Annotated in this window: 15 protein-coding genes; 4 read left to right on the forward strand and 11 right to left on the reverse strand. The window is 44.1% G+C overall.

What is annotated here, in order from left to right; all coding sequences use genetic code 11:
• Window positions 1-64: 64 nt before the first annotated feature.
• The 7 genes from F0229_RS02015 to F0229_RS02045 all read right to left on the reverse strand — a co-directional run bounded on the left by F0229_RS02015 (window position 65) and on the right by F0229_RS02045 (window position 7,484).
• Entirely contained in the window at window positions 65-538 is a 474-nt protein-coding gene (locus F0229_RS02015; RefSeq protein WP_017060433.1) for a DUF2947 domain-containing protein, read from the reverse strand.
• A 164-nt stretch (window positions 539-702) separates the two neighbouring features.
• On the reverse strand, window positions 703-1,290 hold the full coding sequence (gene rimJ / locus F0229_RS02020; RefSeq protein WP_017065430.1) for a ribosomal protein S5-alanine N-acetyltransferase: 588 nt from the start codon (window positions 1,288-1,290) through the stop codon (window positions 703-705).
• 18 nt (window positions 1,291-1,308) lie between these two features.
• Window positions 1,309-2,853, reverse strand: a complete 1,545-nt coding sequence (gene tyrR / locus F0229_RS02025) for a transcriptional regulator TyrR (RefSeq protein ID WP_136974821.1) — start codon at window positions 2,851-2,853, stop codon at window positions 1,309-1,311.
• Window positions 2,854-2,976: 123 nt separating this feature from the next.
• A complete protein-coding gene (locus tag F0229_RS02030) occupies window positions 2,977-4,029 on the reverse strand; it encodes a YcjF family protein (protein WP_171732134.1) in 1,053 nt (350 codons plus the stop codon).
• Between the two features lie 14 nt (window positions 4,030-4,043).
• Window positions 4,044-5,417: a YcjX family protein gene (locus tag F0229_RS02035; protein WP_017065428.1), complete on the reverse strand. Its 1,374-nt coding sequence runs from the start codon at window positions 5,415-5,417 to the stop codon at window positions 4,044-4,046.
• A 199-nt stretch (window positions 5,418-5,616) separates the two neighbouring features.
• A complete protein-coding gene (locus F0229_RS02040) occupies window positions 5,617-5,802 on the reverse strand; it encodes a hypothetical protein (protein WP_004734731.1) in 186 nt (61 codons plus the stop codon).
• 164 nt (window positions 5,803-5,966) lie between these two features.
• Window positions 5,967-7,484 (reverse strand): fumarate hydratase, encoded by a 1,518-nt coding sequence (locus F0229_RS02045; protein ID WP_102320448.1) that lies wholly within the window; start codon window positions 7,482-7,484, stop codon window positions 5,967-5,969.
• A gap of 245 nt (window positions 7,485-7,729) precedes the next feature.
• Between F0229_RS02045 and pabB the strand changes: the two genes are divergently transcribed.
• The gene (gene pabB, locus F0229_RS02050) at window positions 7,730-9,109 is read left to right on the forward strand and encodes an aminodeoxychorismate synthase component I (RefSeq protein WP_108112165.1); all 1,380 of its coding nucleotides are present in this window, start codon (window positions 7,730-7,732) and stop codon (window positions 9,107-9,109) included.
• 220 nt (window positions 9,110-9,329) lie between these two features.
• Here the strand turns inward: pabB and F0229_RS02055 are convergent, their stop codons facing one another.
• Both F0229_RS02055 and F0229_RS02060 read right to left on the reverse strand, forming a co-directional pair.
• Complete coding sequence (locus tag F0229_RS02055) at window positions 9,330-11,048, reverse strand: ATP-binding protein (RefSeq protein ID WP_171732135.1); 1,719 nt, start codon at window positions 11,046-11,048, stop codon at window positions 9,330-9,332.
• A gap of 1 nt (window position 11,049) precedes the next feature.
• Window positions 11,050-11,592: a heme NO-binding domain-containing protein gene (locus F0229_RS02060; protein WP_017065424.1), complete on the reverse strand. Its 543-nt coding sequence runs from the start codon at window positions 11,590-11,592 to the stop codon at window positions 11,050-11,052.
• 304 nt (window positions 11,593-11,896) lie between these two features.
• Here F0229_RS02060 and F0229_RS02065 point away from each other — a divergent pair, with 304 nt between their 5' ends.
• From F0229_RS02065 to F0229_RS02075, 3 genes are all read left to right on the forward strand, one after another.
• On the forward strand, window positions 11,897-12,496 hold the full coding sequence (locus F0229_RS02065) for a CoA pyrophosphatase (protein ID WP_017065423.1): 600 nt from the start codon (window positions 11,897-11,899) through the stop codon (window positions 12,494-12,496).
• A gap of 309 nt (window positions 12,497-12,805) precedes the next feature.
• Window positions 12,806-14,059, forward strand: a complete 1,254-nt coding sequence (locus tag F0229_RS02070) for an aromatic amino acid transport family protein (protein ID WP_017065422.1) — start codon at window positions 12,806-12,808, stop codon at window positions 14,057-14,059.
• 120 nt (window positions 14,060-14,179) lie between these two features.
• The gene (locus tag F0229_RS02075) at window positions 14,180-15,541 is read left to right on the forward strand and encodes an L-serine ammonia-lyase (protein ID WP_017060420.1); all 1,362 of its coding nucleotides are present in this window, start codon (window positions 14,180-14,182) and stop codon (window positions 15,539-15,541) included.
• A gap of 133 nt (window positions 15,542-15,674) precedes the next feature.
• Here the strand turns inward: F0229_RS02075 and F0229_RS02080 are convergent, their stop codons facing one another.
• Complete coding sequence (locus F0229_RS02080) at window positions 15,675-16,817, reverse strand: amino acid permease (RefSeq protein ID WP_171732214.1); 1,143 nt, start codon at window positions 16,815-16,817, stop codon at window positions 15,675-15,677.
• Window positions 16,818-16,898: 81 nt separating this feature from the next.
• Window positions 16,899-17,096 (reverse strand): hypothetical protein, encoded by a 198-nt coding sequence (locus F0229_RS02085; RefSeq protein ID WP_048611631.1) that lies wholly within the window; start codon window positions 17,094-17,096, stop codon window positions 16,899-16,901.
• Window positions 17,097-17,422: the final 326 nt, after the last annotated feature.

Genomic DNA, 17,422 nt, shown 5'->3' on the forward strand with positions numbered 1-17,422 from the left:
CGCTTTTTGTTTATCTATCTGTTGCTCGGATTACCAGCACTAGCTCGATTAAATCACACCGAGGTTAAGCACGGTTACCAATTTTCACCTTGCCATTGGTAGCAAACCAAAGGGCTTCTGAACGACGACGACCGATTAGAATCGGGCCATCATCGTAGAACAAGAAGTTCTTCCAATGCTTCTTGAAAATCGCCCATTTGGTTTCAAGAACATTGTACTTTTCGTAACAAAAATAAACAGTTACGTCATCTTGCCAATCAATAAAGTTAAGAATCTCTTCTGGCATTTCAGGCTCATCCGCTTCCCAATGCGCCATCCAACTGATCTCTTCATTCCAGTTCGATGCTTTGCTTGGCCAGTCTTGCGAGCTCAGTCGTTCTGCGTCTGGGCTTTGAGGGCTCACGTTCTCTTTCCAGAACTGAGATGCTCTCGCCTGTGTCATTGGCTTAATCTTTTCCAAGTCCTCTGCCGGAAGCGGCATTGACTGGTGTGTGAAAATCCATTTTCTTTGGTATTCGTCCAAAGTTGTGTATGACATCAAAATTCCTCAAATATCTGCTCAGGCTGATGGATTTACCATGCCTATCTGTTCTTTTTGATGCAGCGGCGATTAGCAAAGCTTGATATACGCTGCGTCTAAATTTTGTTTACGTTTAAAAGCTATTTGCCTTTAACTAGTACTACGTCTTAGCAATATTGCCGCTAAATAACGCGTCTATCTTCCCAATTTGGGTTAACTAATGCTGTCAGTATATGGTCTTCCCATTTACCGTTAATCTGTAGGTAGTCTTTAGCAAAACCTTCTCGGACAAAACCAAGATGTTCTAATACGCCAGCACTGCGTTCGTTGTGAGGCATGTAGCCCGCCATTAAGCGGTGCATGTTCTGCACATCAAACATGTAGTCTTTGGCCATGTTCAAACCTCTGCGCATGTAACCGTGGCCCTGTGCACTTTGCGCCAATGAGTAACCGACATTACAAGCGTAGAACGGGAAACGAGACAAATTACTGAACGATATGGTGCCTAACATTTCATTAGAGTCAGCGTTAATCAGTAAACAGTAATAGCCTAGCCCCATTTTATGAAGCTCGTTTAACTTGATCAGTCGCTGCGCCCAACTCGCTCTATCAAAGAACGCGTCTTCGCGAATCGGTTCCCAAGGTTTCAGATACTCTCTGTTAACCTGAAAGTACTCGCTGATCATGCCAGCATCATCGATTTCAGCCGTGCGTAGAATCAGATTACCATCATGCTTATAAATGCGCTCTGGTGTACTCAAATCTTCCATAATCTTGTTCTTATTCGATCAGTTCTTTCTGATACCGTAATCACGAAGCTTATTCGCAATTGAGGTATGAGAAACATTCAAACGTTTTGCTAGCTTACGGCTTGATGGGAAAGACTGATAAAGCTTCTCTAGAATCTGAGATTCATAGTCTTTCATGATCTCATCGAGCGAGCCGTCTAAGCTCAGGTTCGCCATTCCAGCCGTCATTGTTTCAAGCTGTGGCAAGTGGAATTGCTCAACCGTTAGCGTGTCTGAATCCAACTCTGTTAGTGCGCGTAGAACCATGTTGTCTAACTGACGAATGTTGCCCGGCCATTGGTAATTACCAAGCTGGTCGACTAACTCTTGAGTCAGTTTTGGTTTTAACATACCTAACTGCTGCGCGTACTTTGCAACGAACAGTTCCAACAGTGGCGCTACGTCGTTTGAGCGTTCACGCAATGCTGGAATAGACAGAGTCAGTACATTCAAGCGGTAGAACAAATCTTCACGGAACGAACCCGAGTCGGCTAATTCAGAAAGACGGTGGCGCGTTGATGCAATAATACGAACATCCGCGTGCATCTCTTCTTCTTCACCAACACGACGGAATGAACCATCTTGTAGGAAACGCAGCAGCTTGATTTGAAGATGCGGGCTCATCTCGCCAATTTCATCTAAAAATACCGTACCGCCATTCGCTTGCTCGAAAATGCCTTTATGACCTTGCTCATGGTTGAATGAACCCGGCGCATGACCAAACAATTCCGTTTCCGCTACGTCATCAGGCATCGATGCACAGCTTAGAATCAAGAATGGGAAAGACGATCGATTTGAACGGTTATGACACGCTTTCGCCAGCATCTCTTTACCCGTACCTGTATCGCCTTCAATTAATAGAGGCTGATCCAGCATAGCCAATTTCTTAGCTTGGCTGATCAAGGCTTTATGGCGATTAGAGACACCAACAAAGTGTTCAAAACCTAGGTTGTTCTGTTCTGGGATTGAATCTGGCGAGTTCATCTCTTGATTACAAGAACGAATCGTCATTACTGCGCTTGCCAGTACCGCTTCGTTGACATCACCACCAAGGTAAATCGGCAGGATCTCAATAGAGAAATCTAAGCCATCCAACACGACAACTTCACGATGGCGCGTTACATCGCCTTCGATCCAACGAGCAAAGTTAAAACTAGGAACAAACGTCGCGAGCGGTTCACCGATGACTTCATCTTCTTGTTTGTTGAAGAGGCTCAATGCGGCGTGGTTAGCCATATCGACTGAGCCTTTAAGGTCAATCGCAATCACAGGATCAGGTAGGTTTGCCAGCAGAGCAATCAGCTCTGTGTTATGCCTTTCGCTTGGCATAAATTGGATTTTACGTACATCCTTCACACCTGAAATTCGGCGAATTTCAGCCATAAGTTCACTAAAAGCATCAAAATCAATATCAGGGCAGTTTAGATAAATAATACCTTTAACATCAATTTCGATTCCTCTTAAATCAATGCTTTTTGAGGCCAAGATATCGAGCAACTCACGCGTTAAGCCGAGTCTGTCTTCACACAATACTTCAAGACGCACAAATAGTCCTATTATAGGTGTCAGGATAAGTTGACAGTAGTGTGGATTAAGCTCTGAGTTCAGTCAAGAAGAAGAGTAAACATATGTTTACTCTTCTTCTCAAACTATTGAGCTTTAAATGCTTTATTTGAGAGTGATACGCTTTATTTCTGAAAGGACGGCTTTGCGGAGGTCTGCCAGTTTTACTTTTCTCTCGTTATGCCAAGGCATAGGTCGAAGCAATGTCATGGCTTTTAGACCCAGTCTTGCAGTAAGAATACCAACACCTAGCCCCTGCCCTGCTCGAGCTGAGACTTTGCCTGCAAGATCCATCGAGACGAGATCCATACTTGCATCAATTGCGAGTTCACTGGCTCCCGCTGCTGCCATGTTGATTAACACCAATTTAAATAGCTTAATCCTAGACCAGTAGCCAAGCTCAATGCCATACACATCAGCAAGCTTGTCGATCATGGTGAAATTTCGCCAAGCCACCAGCAACATATCAGCCGCCGCCAATGGACTCACCGCGACCAAAGCCGCCGATTCGGTCGAAAACTTAGTGACGATTTGAGTCGCTACTTTGTCTTGTTGACTCACGACTAACGCATCGTACATATCCAACACTTCTGCATCACTGTGTGCAGGGTTAATGCTGTTTCGCCACTTATCGTACGAAGGAGACTCAGCGATAATGCCGCCTTGCTTGGCGATGTTTTCACAGAACGCTTTGCCCTTGCCGACACTTTGACTTTGGAGTAGCTCTTCACTCTGCTCTTGCACACTAAAGTGATCTTTAAGTGAACGCAGTTTCCACAGCTCTTTGCCTATTGCGCCTAAACCCAATGAAGCAATGGCAGCAATAAAGCCTGCCCAACCTAACGCAAGCCAATCAGCAGTTTGAATTGCGGTAATGACCGATTCAATTGCTTGCCATCCAACTAGGCCAGAAAAAGCGACCAATAAACCCGTTCCAAACCACTTCTTCTTTTTGCTCGGTCGAATCACTTGTTCCAATTGCTGCTCAGCTTCACCATCAAGTTCGGCTTCCACTTGCGGTGCGACAGGGACAAATTTCTCTTGCTCTGTGAACAGTTGTTGAGCACCTAAATCCGGGCCAACGTCGGTCTTGTCTTGCTCATCAAAAAAGGTCTTCAACGGTTCATTAAAGACCTGCTTTGTTTTTAATTCACTCATTTTGATTGCCTCAATTACTTCAACTTGTCGCCAATGAGATACTCTAAAACCTTGTCGACTCTTAGATGTTGGCAAGGCTCATCGGAATGTTGCTCCATCGGCCTAAAACTCGTGAAATCAAACTGGTTGGTTTCCCAATACTGTTTATTGGGCAACTTACGCGGCACCTCTCCCGGATACATGGTTTGAGGGACATTATCCAAAGTCACACCTTGCAACGCCGGAACATTGTCTGAACCCGACGAGATATAGCCCGCGCTGGTCGCTTGAATAGACGCGATGCTCATACAACTCATGTCGATGTGTTCAAATGCCGCCTGTTGCCAAGCCGGATGCACCATCTGTTGTAACAGTGACACCAAGTTCGGATGCTGATCTGGTGTCACGTGGTCAGCCTTGGTGGCTGCAAACAAGATCTTGTCGATCTTCGGCGCAAATAAACGTCTTAAGATATTGCTTCGACCGTACTTAAAGCTCTTAAGTAACTGTTCTAACGCGCCACGCATATCCATGAAAGAGTCATAGCCCGCATTAAGTGGCTGTAAGCAATCCACCAACACGATTTGTCTGTCGAACGTCGCGAAGTGATTCTTGTAGAACGCTTTGACGACCTTCTGTTGATACTCTTCATAACGCGCTTTCAGTACCGCGTAATTACTTGTTTTTGAAAACTTACCCTCAGGTGCGATACACGGGAAGAATTGCAGCACAGGTGCGCCTTCAAGCTCACCGGGTAATACGAATCGACCCGGTTGAACCCAATGCAACCCGTTACTTTTACAAGTATGCAGGTACTGGGTGTAGCTATCGGCAATCGCGACCAGTTTCTTTTCGTCCGCTTCTGCTAGCAAATCGATATCACCACGCATTACGTTCCACTGTTGCGAGTAAGTTTCTCTGTCGCCTTTCAATGCGGCAAACTGAGATTGGCTCCAGGTATCGAAGTCCATATCCAGTAACGGCAAATCAAGCAACCATTCACCTGGATAATCGACAATATCGAGATAAAGGGTGCTATTTTTACTCAGTAGCTTCTTTGCGCCCTTCGCAGGCTTATATTTGATGGCTAAACGAATCTCACTGACATCACGCGTTGGTACCGGCCATTCTGGTGGCTGTGCATTCAACGACTCCATCGCTTCATCATAAGAGAAGCGTGGAATCATCATGTTGTGTTGCGGGATGCGCTTTGCGCCAATAATTCTTCCATCTCTCGCAGATGCAAGCAGTGGCAAGTTTTTGTGGGTAGACGTATGAAGAAGCTGATTAACCAGCGAAGTAATGAATGCTGTCTTACCCGCACGAGAGAGCCCCGTGACCGCTACTCGAATATGAGAATCCGTTCCTCTGCTTATAAAGTCACTCATTTCTTGAGTTAGGTGTTTCATTTGAACGACTCCGTGATAGTTAGGCTAGCTGGTTATGATAATAGAAAGGCAAGCCTATGTTCTTTCCCCGTTGGGATAGTTTGTATGCTTTTGCTTATGTTGATGAGTATGCAATACACATTCTTAATGCTTGATGAATAAAAGCCCCTGACTACATTCATAATCAGGGGCTTTAGAATTTTTGCACGATATCCGACGTCTAATCGTCTTCAATCAACTTGTAGATAACAAACAGTGCAATCTCTGCAATTAGCCAAAGCGCACATGTAATCGTCACGTATTTATTATCAAAGATACTGATCCCTTTCAAGATCAGGTCGTAGCCAACAAAAGCACCAATCACCACTGCCAAGATAATCTGTAGGATCTGAATAAAACGAGGCATTCCTCTCTCCTATGTTCTTATATCAAACTATGTGTTTATCACTATATCATTGATAATAAGACAAAAGTGCAGATAATGCTGCACTTTTGTCTTTAACTTTCTGTCAAAAATTGCAATTCAAACGCTGAAGTTAGCGACAATTACGATTTTTTGGCGTCGATTAATTACGCTTTCTCAGCTTCAGCAATCTTCACTTTCCACGTGTCAGGGCCGATCTGGTGTGCGTTCACGCCGTTAGAGTCAACCGCTACCGTTACAGGCATATCTTCAACTTCAAACTCGTAAATCGCTTCCATACCGAGATCTTCAAACGCAACAACGCGTGCTTTTTTAATTGCTTTTGCAACTAAATAAGCTGCACCACCAACCGCCATTAGGTAAACCGCTTTGTGCTCTTTGATTGATTCAACCGTTGCAGGGCCACGTTCCGCTTTACCGATCATGCCCATAATGCCAGTTTCGTTCAGCATCATGTCAGTGAACTTATCCATACGTGTTGAAGTTGTTGGGCCTGCAGGACCTACCGCTTCATCACCTACAGCATCAACAGGACCCACGTAGTAAATGAACTTGCCTTTGAAATCAACGCCGGCTGGTAAGCCTTCGCCGCTTTCTAGCATGCCTTGAATACGTTTATGAGCAGCATCACGACCGGTTAAGATCTTACCTGACAGAAGAACCGTTTCGCCGGTCTTCCACTCTTGTACGTCTTCTTTAGTCACTTCATCAAGGTTAACACGACGTGTATTTGCGCCCGCTTCCCAAGTGATGTCTGGCCACTCTTCTAACTTAGGTGGCGTTAGCTCTGCTGGGCCGCTGCCATCTAGTGTGAAGTGAACGTGACGCGTTGCTGCACAGTTCGGGATTAAGCAAACTGGCTTAGATGCTGCGTGTGTTGGTGCTGTTTTGATTTTTACGTCAACCACAGTCGTTAGACCGCCAAGACCTTGTGCACCAATACCTAGCTTGTTTACACGGTTGAAGATGTCTAGGCGAAGCTCTTCTTCTGCGTTCTCAGGACCTTTCTCGATAAGCTCTTGGATATCGATGTGTTCCATCAAAGATTCTTTCGCTAGCACAGCTGCTTTCTCAGCCGTACCGCCGATGCCTATACCTAGCATACCCGGTGGACACCAGCCTGCACCCATTGTTGGCAGCGTCTTCTCTACCCATTCTGCAATATCATCAGAAGGGTTCAGCATAACCATCTTGGTTTTGTTCTCAGAACCGCCGCCCTTAGCCGCGATTTGAATTTCAACTTTGTTGCCTGGAATCATATTAATGTGGACAACCGCTGGTGTGTTGTCTTTGGTATTAATACGCTTACCTGCAGGGTCCATTAGGACAGATGCACGCAATGGGTTATCTGGGTTGTTGTAAGCTTGACGAACGCCTTCATCAACCATCTGTTGTACTGTTTGATCCGTTTCCCACCTAACATCCATACCGATGTTCACAAAACAAGTAACAATACCCGTATCCTGACAAATTGGACGATGGCCTTCCGCAGACATGCGCGAGTTAATCAGAATCTGAGCGATAGCATCTTTTGCTGCTTGGCTCTCTTCTTTCTCATACGCTTTTTCTAGGGCTTGGACAAAGTCTAAAGGGTGATAATAAGAAATGTACTGAAGTGCGTCAGCGACACTGCTGATCACATCTTGCTTACGAATAACCGTCATTGCATGCCTCTTTATTGTTCTGGTTCCATGTGGGTTCATGGTTTGACTGTTCAGGCCTAATTGGCTTAGCTTTTTATTGTGTTGAGCTGTATTTAGTTGCTTTAGCAATCGCTTGCATAGCTGTAAACTAAACCACTTGTATTACACCGTTCTAATCAAGAACCCATTTTATTTTCAATTTATGATACTCTTGCTTCCTCTCACACGCCATGCAGTGATCGAACTCTTTGTCACAAATTAAACAAATGAATAACAACGAATTTCGCTCTATCCAAATCAAGCCGCTTGAATATCAATCAACTTTAGCTAAACAGCTGTTTTCCCATATTGAAAACCTACCGTGGGCAATGCTATTACGCTCAGCTTCAGAAAGCCACGTTGATAGTCGATACGATATTTTAGTTGCTCAACCCATCGCCACCTTTGAGACAGTCGGTGCAAAAACGACCGTTAATGTTAATGAAGAGTGCGAGGTTTCAGACTCCGATCCTTTCGAACTACTCGACCAATATCAGCAACAGTTATTGCCTGTAACGAAAGAGCATGTTGAGTTGCCATTCGTTGGCGGTGCATTAGGCTACTTTAGTTATGATTTGGGGCGAAGAGTTGAAACACTTCCTTCACTCGCAAAGCGAGACATTGAAGCACCAGACATGGCGGTTGGTTTGTATGAGTGGGCTGTGATCGTTGACCATCAATTAAAAACGGCGTGTATTGTCGGCAGCAATATCGATGAACATCATGATTGGCTGATGCAACAATTGGCTCCGTCAAAACGAACACATGCGCCCTTTGGATTAACCACACCGTGGAAATCCAACATGAGCGAACAGAACTACGCAACGAAATTCGATAGTGTTCAAGAGTACCTGTTATCCGGCGATTGCTATCAGATTAACTTGGCTCAGCGTTTCAATGCCCAATACCAAGGCAGTGAATGGCTAGCCTATGACAAATTGGAACAATACAACTCGGCGCCCTTTTCTGGCTTCATCCGTTTGGCCGACTGCGCAATCATCAGTGTTTCGCCTGAACGATTCTTAGAACTCAATAGTGGCACCATTGAAACAAAACCGATCAAAGGCACACGCCCTCGTTCTGAAGACCCTATGATTGATGATGCCAATGCTCAAGACTTAGCGGCAGCAGAAAAAGATCAGGCAGAAAACCTGATGATCGTCGACCTACTGCGCAATGACATCGGTAGAGTCGCAAAGCCAGGCTCGGTTCACGTCCCTAAATTGTTTGAGATTGAAAGTTTCCCTGCCGTTCACCACTTGGTCAGCACCATTAGAGCAGAATTGGATGTTCAGTACTCAGCGACTGACTTATTGAGAGCCTGTTTCCCTGGTGGCTCGATTACCGGCGCTCCGAAAGTTCGTGCAATGCAGATCATTGAAGAGTTAGAACCGCATCGACGTTCAGCGTACTGCGGCAGTATTGGCTACATCAGCCGAAATGGCAGAATGGACACCAGCATTACTATTCGTACGTTAGTGGCAGAGAACAATACGCTTTATGCATGGGCTGGCGGTGGTGTGGTATTTGATAGTGATTGCGCTTCTGAGTACCAAGAGACGTTGGATAAACTAAGTCGTATCCTACCTGTGCTTGAGGAATGTTAAGCATAACGTCATTAACTGACAGTTTCGCGTCTTAACGGCCAGCGAAAGCTCTATATAAGAAGAAGCCGAAATAAAAAAACCGAAGAATCGTAAGATCACTTCGGTTTTTTAGTCTCTGTGCCAGAGCATGTGAATGACCACTTTCTAACTAGCGAGGCTTAATTGACAAGCTCTAGGTTACTTTAGTTAACAAGCTCTAAGCTACTTTAGCTAACAAGCGCTAAGTTACTTTCGCAGGCGCAACACCCCACTTCTTGAGCATTTCTTTAAGATCGTTGGCTGTGTAAGGCTTACTAAGAATGTCATCCATTCCGCACTGAATACAACGTTCTCGTTCTTCCAGCGTCGTTCCGGCGGTGAGTGCCACAATAGATTTAACGTACCCCTTATCTCTAAGTTTCTCTGTCGCTTCAAATCCGTCCATGACGGGCATTCTGCAATCCATGAAAACAATGTCGTATTCATTATCTGAAGCAAGCTCAAAAGCTTCTACACCATTGCTCGCGGTAGCAGGTTCAATCTCATGTTTACGTAACATTTGTTGGATGATGATCTGGTTCATCTTAATATCATCAACCACCAGCACTTTAAGCAGTGACAATTCGACTTCAGATTCAAAGCCTCTGGCGACACTATCACTCTCTGCTGGTACATCGACAACCTGAAGAGGAATCGAGATGGTAAACGTAGTGCCTGAGCCAACAACACTGGTCACCCCAATCACGCCATTCATCAAAGCCACCAGCTTGCGACAAATCGCTAAGCCAAGCCCAGTGCCCTCATAATTTCGGCTACTTGAGTTGTCAGCTTGTGTGAAAGGTTCAAACAGCGTCTTATGTGCAGATTCGGCAATGCCTACCCCAGTATCTTCCACTGAGAATACAAACTGGTTTTTCTCCCACTCAATATCGACATTGACGTGCCCCTCTTCTGTAAATTTGATCGCATTACCGATTAAGTTTACAAACAGTTGCGTGATACGTTCTAAATCGCCTTGGAAATGAGAAGGTACGTTAGATGCGACACTGATATTAAATTCGATCTGCTTCTCAATCGCGCGATTGACGAAGATACTTTCAATCGTGTTTCTCAAATCACGTAGGGCAAATTTCTTTGGAATAAGCTCCAACATCCCTGCATTGATTTTGCTGTAATCCAATAGATCATTAATGATGGTTCGGAGAAACTCTCCAGATTGGCTCAGGTTGTTCACTATCTCACGCTGAGAGCTATTCAGTTCGGTATCACTGATCAACTCGGCACTGCCTAGTAAGCCATTAAGTGGAGTTCTTAACTCATGGTTAATCATCGCCACAAAATCACGCGTTGCCCTTTCGGACTCTTCCGCTCGTTTACGTGATTCAATATTTCGGTTGATTGCTAGTTGATGGGTTAAGGCACTGCAGATAAGGTCCGTGACCAACAACAGTTGGCTTTGGATAAACTCGTAGTCTTGGTCTAACAATCTGACTCTGACGATTAACGCACCAACTATGACTTTTTCAACCTCTAAGGGCACGGTCAGTAGGTTGTCTTGCCAATGAGGTTCTTGAATGTCTTGCTCTAACACCTCGACAGTCTCATCGCCATAATCATAGGTCTGTAACTGAGGGATGAGCTTGGGAGGTAGAATCAAACGACTGGCTTCGATTAAGTAACTGTTAGTCACGTTGGTCGTTAGTTCAGATAACATGACATCATCGAGATCATTTCTTAGAAACGCGCGCCCAAAATCAATCAACAGGTTGTCGATTTGTTCTTGGAATTCAATGCGGCGTATATTCGCGTTGGAGCGCTTTTCTAACTGACGCAAAGCAAGCTCAAGTTGTTGGTTAGCCTCGAACAGTTCGAGGCTCTTCTGTTCCAACAATCCTTCAGCCGCTTTTCTTGCCGCGATTTGACGCTTAAGCTTCTTCTCTAGGGCAGATGCCAGATCCATATTACTTTTCTACTTTGAGATTAAACCTAACCACGCTCTGGTCATCATTTTGTGGCGTCATCTCCACCGCAATAGATTCACCGTGGTATTCAGCGCACCCTTCGATAAGCCCTAAACAAACATGAGACATACATCTTGCGCTTTTGTAGTCAAAAACAAGTTGTGCTTCGGTCGTGGTGATAAAACTGAATTCAGGTGGCTCAGCATCTGGATAAAGCTTCTTCACTTCAACGTGAATGTAGCGCTCTACGTGCTGAATAAATTGAAAGGTGGTATTGCTGTGAGCAAGGCTCGCTTTATTCGGCAATGAGGCTAATAAGTTCTTAAATACGGACTGCCCGAAAACGCGTTGCAAGCTTGCTGCATCTATATCGGTTTTTTTGCTCAGATTAATGATGAGTTTAACCAGATCTTTGTGGTCGTAACTTCCGACAGATGTGTAGATCCCTTCATCTTCTGACATCTCTAGAACTTCTTCCAAAAGCTCTAACCCAAACTTGTCTTCAACAAGCTCTAAAAATTCGGTGAATATGATTCCTTTCATCTCATACCTTTTCTTCTATTTCTTTTTAGAATGGTTCACTAAGTCATTGTTATCAAATTCTTAAACGAAAAATCTACGCTTCGTAACCCAATTTTATGACATGGGTAACGCTTACTCGCAGATGTGTACATATTGAATATAGCAAAAACAAGCATTTTAAGGATGTCAGTCACTACGTGGCCCTTAATTACGCCTAGTTAATCGCTAAACTAAAAGTAAGTAAATGAAGACACACTCAAAATTGGTAATCAGCCCACGGTTATGTCTATACTTAAAATCATAATAATCAATATATTGGCTTGATATGAATAAAGAAAACTTCCTTCAGCAATTCCAACTTAACCCTACCGTTGGCTATCACCCAGAGTCAGTAGAGCGTGTTTCGCACATCAGTGGCGAGCAATTACGTAAAGCGGCAGTGGTGGTAGGTTTAGTTGAAAGAGAAGATGGTTTACATGTCATTTTTACTAAAAGAGCGGCTCATTTAAAGCATCACCCCGGCCAAGTCAGCTTTCCTGGTGGTAAACACGAACTTTCTGACCCTTCTATGCAATTCACTGCACTCAGAGAGCTCCATGAGGAGGTGGGAATTCGATCGGATCAAGTTAAAATTGTTGGGCAATTACCCGCATTGAGTACTATTAGTAAATTTTCTGTGACGCCGATTGTTGCCATGGTCGATCCTGACTATAAAGCCATCATTGATGAGAACGAAGTTGCCTCAATTTTTGAGGTGCCCGCTACCTATGTTTTAGACCAAGCCAAGTTACACAGCCACACTGTTAACTTTAAACAAATCAAGCATCGTGTTTTTGCGATGCCCTTCCAAGAGCACCTAATTTGGGGCGTTACGGCGCAAATCATCCAATCATTGCAGCAACATGTAGTGCAACGAATTACATAGCAACTACGTTTTGTTTAATCTCTGTTAACAAAATCCAGACTTTCTATGGAACAGATTTATTAATGCAATTTTACGCAAACGTTTCCCTGGTATAAATCTATACAACCCCGCCTTTCGCATAAATAAAACTAATACCAAGCATAAACATAAATCACCTGTGGCACGCTATTTTCGTGATCAAAAATCCGTTTTTCGCATATCATGTGACACGCCGTTTCATTACATGATTTAGATCTATTTTTTGCAGAAGAAAATTCTGCAGAATTAGCCCCGACTTATTTCCTGTTCCCAAAAAATGAGTAATTTAACATGAACACAACAACTTCTTCGGCAAATGCCGTTAAAGATTCAAGCAAGTTTAACTATAAAGATTTTACCTGGTGTTTATCACTATTCGGTACAGCAGTTGGTGCTGGCGTACTATTCCTTCCAATCAAAGCTGGTGCGGGTGGTTTTTGGCCATTAGTTATCCTAGCTCTAATTGCGGCACCAATGACTTGGTTCGCACACAAATCTCTAGCTCGTTTCGTACTGTCTGCAAAAAACCCTGAAGCTGACATTACAGATACAGTAGAAGAACACTTCGGTAAGACTGGCGCAAACCTTATTACTTTCGCTTACTTTTTCGCTATCTACCCAATCGTTCTGATTTACGGTGTTGGTATCACAAACACTGTTGATTCTTTCCTAGTAAACCAAATGGGTATGGAATCTATTCCTCGTCCTCTTCTTTCTGGTGCACTTATCCTTGCTATGACTACAGGTGTTGTATTCGGTAAAGATCTGATGCTGAAAGCGACTTCAGCAATGGTTTACCCACTAGTATTCATCCTACTAGCACTGTCTTTCTACCTAGTTCCGGATTGGAACACTTCAATGATGGAAGTAACACCTGAATGGTCAACAATGCCTTCTGTTATCTGGCTTGCAATTCCAATCATCGTGTTCTCTTTCAACCACAGCCCAATCATTTCACAGTTCTCTAAAGAGCAACGTCGTGTATACGGTGAAAACGCAGTTAAGAAAACTGACGCGATCACTGGCGGCGCAGCAATGATGCTGATGGGTTTTGTAATGTTCTTCGTATTCTCTGTAGTTCTTTCTCTATCTCCAGAGCAACTAGCAACAGCACAAGCACAGAACATCTCTGTTCTTTCTTACCTAGCAAACGTACATGAGTCTCCACTTATCTCTTACATGGGTCCTCTAGTAGCGTTCGCAGCGATTACTTCTAGCTACTTCGGTCACTTCCTAGGTGCTCACGAAGGTCTTGTTGGTCTAATCAAGTCTCGCTCTGGTTCTTCAATCTCTAAGATTGAAAAAGCATCTCTAGCGTTCATCGTTGTTACAACTTGGATTGTTGCGGTAGTTAACCCAAGTATCCTAGGTATGATTGAAACAATGGGTGCTCCAATGATTGCAGCTATCCTGTTCCTAATGCCTGTGTTCGCGATGCAGAAAGTACCAGCTATGGCTAAGTACAAAACTTCAGCACCTGTGCAAATCTTTACAGCTTTATGTGGTCTAGCGGCTATTAGTTCTGTAATCTACGGCGCTCTTTAATCTCAAGCCCTTTTTATAAGATGGCATCCATCTTATATCGCGAGATTAGACAAAAAATATAATGATAATAAATGAGCCTCCCTACTCCCCTTGGGAGGCTCTCTTTTTGAGGTAATCGCTATGATTAGTGTATTTGATATCTATAAAATCGGTGTTGGTCCATCGAGCTCACACACAGTTGGACCAATGAAAGCGGGTAAAGAATTTATTGATGACCTACGTTCAATGGGAAAATTGCGCGACATCACTAAAATCACCGTGGACGTATATGGATCACTATCACTGACAGGGAAAGGTCACCACACAGATATCGCAATCATCATGGGTCTTGCTGGCAATACTCCTGAGCGTGTTGATATCGATTCTATTGCTGGCTTCATTGCTCGCGTAGAAGAAACTGAGCGCCTTCCTGTTGGCATGCACTGTCATACAGTATCGTTCCCACGCGATGGCGGTATGAACTTCCACACTAGCAACCTTTCTCTACACGAGAACGGCATGAGCATTCATGCATGGGTTGGTGACGAAGTTGCATACTCAAAAACGTACTACTCAATTGGTGGCGGTTTCATCGTTGACGAAGAGAACTTCGGCAAAGAAGAAGAAAACCCAATCAAAGCACCTTACGAATTCACAACAGCTGAAGAGCTGGTTAATCAGTGCAAAGAAAGCGGTCTTTCTATCAGTACACTGGTTATGAAAAACCAAGCAGCGTTCCACTCAGACGAAGAGTCTCGCACTTACTTCGCTAACATCTGGAAAACTATGCGTGAGTGTATGGATCGCGGTATGAATACTGAAGGTATCCTGCCTGGTCCACTACGTGTTCCTCGCCGTGCAGCAGCACTTCGCCAACAGCTAATGACTTCAGAAAAAACAACCAATGATCCAATGTCGGTTGTTGACTGGGTAAACATGTTTGCTTTCGCAGTAAACGAAGAAAATGCAGCTGGCGGCCGTGTAGTAACGGCACCAACAAACGGCGCATGTGGCATCATCCCTGCTGTATTGGCTTACTACGATAAGTTCATCCAAACAGTGACAGAGAAAGATTACATCCGTTACTTCGCAGCTTCTGGCGCGATCGGTGGTCTTTACAAGCGTAACGCTTCAATCTCTGGTGCTGAAGTTGGCTGTCAGGGTGAAGTTGGTGTGGCATGCTCTATGGCTGCTGCTGGTCTTGCTGAGCTTATGGGTGGTAGCCCTGAGCAAGTATGTATGGCTGCAGAAATCGGCATGGAGCACAACCTAGGTCTAACATGTGACCCAGTTGCTGGCCAAGTACAAGTACCATGTATCGAGCGTAACGGTATTGCTGCAGTTAAAGCAATCAACTCGACTCGTATGGCACTTCGTCGTTCTTCTGCTCCTACTGTTTCTCTAGATAAAGTTATCGAAACAATGCTAGAAACAGGTAAAGACATGAACGCTAAATACCGTGAGACTTCTCAAGGTGGTTTGGCTGTTAAGGTTGTTTGTTGATAGCCTTTGAATCAATCTGTTTATGATCAGCAGATAATAAAAAGGAACGCCGATGCGTTCCTTTTTTGTATCTGAATTCCGGCCACTTATATCTAAGATGCTCGATTCGCATCTTAGATAATGGACCAAAGAACTAGATCACTTGTGAGATAAGCAGGAAGCAACCAAACAGCAGTGAGAACAACATCATTGCGCTGCCACCTTCTGCTCGGTATCGGTCATCAGCAACTTTCATGAAACGCTGTTTGTGGACCATAACCAGAGGAACAAACACCGCTAGGAACACCAAGATGATACCTGCGTAATTCAGTACTTGTAGGAACTTGTCTGCCGCAAGCAATGAACCAGCCAACGGCAAGATAAAGCTAATGCAGTACGTTACCGCTGTATTTTGGTTGAACATGTCTTTGTTCTGGTTGAACAACGCCATCGCCACACCAAAGAAAGAGGTCAACAACGCCAAGCCCGTGAAGGTAGACAGAGCGTTACCCACCCAAGGAGACTGAGCCTCAAACGCCGCCATCAAATCTGATACGTTCTCAAAGCTTCTGAATTGCTCTTCACTCAAGTTGCCCACTACCGCAAACAACCAACACAAGTAACACACTAATGGGATCAGAGAACCGATGATCACCATGTTACGCAGCTGTTTGTCTGTCGCTTCGTGGTTGTAAGAAACCAAGGTTGGAATCACCACCATAAAGCCAAAGCTCGTAAACAGGATGGCACTGGTTTTGATTAGGTCAACGTGGTCATGGCTGGTTACCTGCATCAAGTTTTCTTGAGTCATGCTCGGCGCTAAGAAGGCCATGGTTGCAAACAAACTAGCAAGCATCACGAAGAACAATGCTCGATTGAGCTTATCAATCACACCAGTACCACTTGCGACTACTGCGCCAGCAAGCAAGGTAAACACGGTTTGGCTGGTAGTCGCGGTAATTTCGACGCCAAAGTTAGACAGTAACTTACTCAGCAAGTCACCTGCGCCCAGAATGTAAGCCATTAATAGGCAAATCAACAACGCGTATAGCAAGCCGTTGGTAAGCAACTGACCTTGTTTACCCAAGGTTTTTCGGGCAATAGAGTTTAATCCTAGACCGCCACCCGCTTTGATGGTCGCTTCTAGAAGTAGTAATGCTGCGTAAGTCGTACCGAAGCAGATCAGTACCATAAGCAGTGTGCCGTAAAGCAATCCGAATTGAGCTAATACCATTGGGATCGCAAGCATACCAGCACCGAGAGCGGTACCAGCGATAATTAGGGAGCTACCCATCATTTTAATATTCATTGTTTTTAACTTATTTGTTTAGTTTTTATAGATGTGATTCTTCGTTCATCGAGCGGATGACAAAGGAGTTCAGATAGAAATAAAGTTATAAAACGAATAACAATAGGAGCGATAAGCGGTAAAGAAGCGTGCAGAGACGTTGTCGAACAGGGCGTTCAAAGGGGAGCTTGTCTTAAAAGAGGTAAAACGAGAAGCGTGAGTAAGCATTAACTGATGTGGTGAACCTTCCGTAGGTTCAATAATCGGTGATGTAATCTTGAATTTCATGTATGTGTCCAATAAGTCACATTCCATAGTATTTGAAGCAGCGTATCCGTTGCTGCCCTACCTCTATCATAGAGGTCTTTTCATCTTATCGAATGAGCCTCGAAACACAACGCTATAACCACAATTTTTGCTATTAAATTGAACAAAACAACCATTTGGATATAAATTGACCACTAAGTCGTCTAAAACAATAGTCTTTATTGATAAAAGACAAGCGGACAAATACATCGAGCTAATTAACAACCTAGGCTTTTCTAATTATCAGCACAATCAAAACTCGATGCTGCACTTCAATTTTCCCAAAACAACAGTCTGTTTTAAGAACA

This window comes from Vibrio sp. AIC-3 (assembly GCF_013114515.1).
Taxonomy (GTDB): domain Bacteria; phylum Pseudomonadota; class Gammaproteobacteria; order Enterobacterales; family Vibrionaceae; genus Vibrio; species Vibrio crassostreae_C.